This window comes from Exiguobacterium sp. s35 (assembly GCF_018617535.1).
GTDB classification, from domain to species: Bacteria; Bacillota; Bacilli; order Exiguobacteriales; family Exiguobacteriaceae; genus Exiguobacterium; species Exiguobacterium aestuarii.
In genome coordinates this window covers 1766-4738 of record NZ_JACSKI010000011.1, presented here as the reverse complement: position 1 = coordinate 4738, position 2973 = coordinate 1766, and the positions used below count along the sequence as shown (strand labels likewise).

Here is a 2973-nt window from a genome sequence, read left to right as displayed (position 1 = left end):
AAAACTGAGGATTCATCAACACAAACCATAGACTAGATCAAAGCCTCGACCGATTAGTATCATTCAGCTCCACGTGTCACCACGCTTCCACCCATGACCTATCTACCTCATCGTCTCTGAGGGGTCTTTCTTGATTGCTCAAAGGGAAATCTCATCTCGGAGGGGGCTTCATGCTTAGATGCTTTCAGCACTTATCCCGTCCGCACGTAGCTACCCAGCGATGCTCCTGGCGGAACAACTGGTACACCAGCGGTGCGTCCATCCCGGTCCTCTCGTACTAAGGACAGCTCTCCTCAAATTTCCTGCGCCCACGACGGATAGGGACCGAACTGTCTCACGACGTTCTGAACCCAGCTCGCGTACCGCTTTAATGGGCGAACAGCCCAACCCTTGGGACCTACTCCAGCCCCAGGATGCGATGAGCCGACATCGAGGTGCCAAACCTCCCCGTCGATGTGGACTCTTGGGGGAGATCAGCCTGTTATCCCCAGGGTAGCTTTTATCCGTTGAGCGATGGCCCTTCCATGCGGAACCACCGGATCACTAAGCCCGACTTTCGTCCCTGCTCGACTTGTAGGTCTCGCAGTCAAGCTCCCTTCTGCCTTTGCACTCTTCGAATGATTTCCAACCATTCTGAGGGAACCTTTGGGCGCCTCCGTTACTGTTTAGGAGGCGACCGCCCCAGTCAAACTACCCGCCTGACACGGTCCTCCAGCCGGATCACGGCTGCGAGTTAGAGACTCTATACGCAAAGGGTGGTATCCCAAGGGTGTCTCCACCGAAGCTGGCGCTCCGGCTTCACAAACTCCCACCTATCCTGTACATCGCGTACAAAGCCTCAATATCAGGCTGTAGTAAAGCTCCATGGGGTCTTTCCGTCCTGTCGCGGGTAACCTGCATCTTCACAGGTACTATGATTTCACCGGGTCTCTCGTTGAGACAGTGCCCAAATCGTTACGCCTTTCGTGCGGGTCGGAACTTACCCGACAAGGAATTTCGCTACCTTAGGACCGTTATAGTTACGGCCGCCGTTTACTGGGGCTTCGGTTCAGTGCTTCTCTTGCGATGACACATCCCCTTAACCTTCCAGCACCGGGCAGGCGTCAGCCCCTATACTTCATCTTGCGATTTAGCAGAGACCTGTGTTTTTGCTAAACAGTCGTTTGGGCCTATTCACTGCGGCTTATGTTGCCATAAGCGTCCCTTCTCCCGAAGTTACGGGACCATTTTGCCGAGTTCCTTAACGAGAGTTATCCCGCGCGTCTTAGAATTCTCATCTCGCCTACCTGTGTCGGTTTGCGGTACTGGCGCCGACCTCCTCACTAGAGGCTTTTCTTGGCAGCGTGAAATCCGGTGCTTCGCCCTACGGGCTCCACGTCACAGCTCAACCTTGTATGCCGGGCGGATTTGCCAACCCGACGGCCTCGCTGCTTGTCCGTGCACTTCCAGTCGCACGGTCACCTTATCCTTCTGCGTCCCCCCATCGTTCAAACGGTGGTACGGCGGTACAGGAATATCGACCTGTTGTCCATCGCCTACGCCTTTCGGCCTCGGCTTAGGTCCAGACTAACCCTGAGCGGACGAGCCTTCCTCAGGAAACCTTAGGCTTTCGACGGAGGGGATTCTCACCCCTCTTTTCGCTACTCACACCGGCATTCTCACTTCCAAGCGCTCCACGGCTCCTCACGATACCGCTTCACTGCTGCTTGGAACGCTCTCCTACCATCCCTTACGGGATCCATAGCTTCGGTGGTATGTTTAGCCCCGTTACATTTTCGGCGCGGCGCCACTCGACTAGTGAGCTATTACGCACTCTTTGAATGGTGGCTGCTTCTAAGCCAACATCCTAGTTGTCTGTGCAGCGCCACATCCTTTTCCACTTAACATACACTTGGGGACCTTAGCTGATGGTCTGGGCTGTTTCCCTCTCGACTACGGATCTTATCACTCGCAGTCTGACTCCCGAGTACAAGTTGCTGGCATTCGGAGTTTGACTGAATTCGGTAACCCTGTGGGGGCCCCTAGTCCAATCAGTGCTCTACCTCCAGAACTCTTCACCTCGAGGCTAGCCCTAAAGCTATTTCGGAGAGAACCAGCTATCTCCAGGTTCGATTGGCATTTCACCGCTACCCACACCTCATCCCCGCACTTTTCAACGTGCGTGGGTTCGGACCTCCAGTCAGTGTTACCTGACCTTCATCCTGGACATGGGTAGATCACCTGGTTTCGGGTCTACGACGACGGACTGATGCGCCCTGTTCAGACTCGCTTTCGCTGCGGCTCCGCCTCATCGGCTTAACCTCGCCCGCCATCGTAACTCGCCGGTTCATTCTACAAAAGGCACGCCATCACCCGTTAACGGGCTCTGACTACTTGTAGGCATACGGTTTCAGGATCTATTTCACTCCCCTTCCGGGGTGCTTTTCACCTTTCCCTCACGGTACTGGTTCACTATCGGTCACTAGGAAGTATTTAGCCTTGGGAGATGGTCCTCCCGGATTCCGACGGGGTTTCACGTGTCCCGCCGTACTCAGGATCCACTCTGGAGGGGATGGGGTTTCGGCTACAGGGCCGTCACCTTCTCTGGCCGACCTTTCCAGGTCGTTCACCTACCCTATCCCTTTGTAACTCCGTATAGAGTGTCCTACAACCCCAGGAAGCATGCTTCCTGGTTTGGGCTGTTCCCGTTTCGCTCGCCGCTACTCAGGGAATCGAATTTTCTTTCTCTTCCTCCGGGTACTTAGATGTTTCAGTTCCCCGGGTATGCCTCACGCCACGCTATGTATTCACGTGGGTGTCCCGCCAGTCTCCCGGCGGTGGGTTCCCCCATTCGGAGATCTCTGGATCAATGTGTACTTACCACTCCCCAGAGCATTTCGCTGTTCGTCGCGTCCTTCATCGGCTCCTAGTGCCAAGGCATCCACCGTACGCCCTTTCTACCTTGATCTAGCGTCTAAGACACACGGTCCATTA

At 55.0% G+C, this 2973-nt stretch carries 1 rRNA gene; it reads right to left on the bottom strand.

Annotated features, from left to right (window positions below):
- Nucleotides 1-33: 33 nt before the first annotated feature.
- Nucleotides 34-2947 (bottom strand): 23S ribosomal RNA (locus KNO75_RS14895).
- Between the last annotated feature and the right edge of the window lie 26 nt (nt 2948-2973).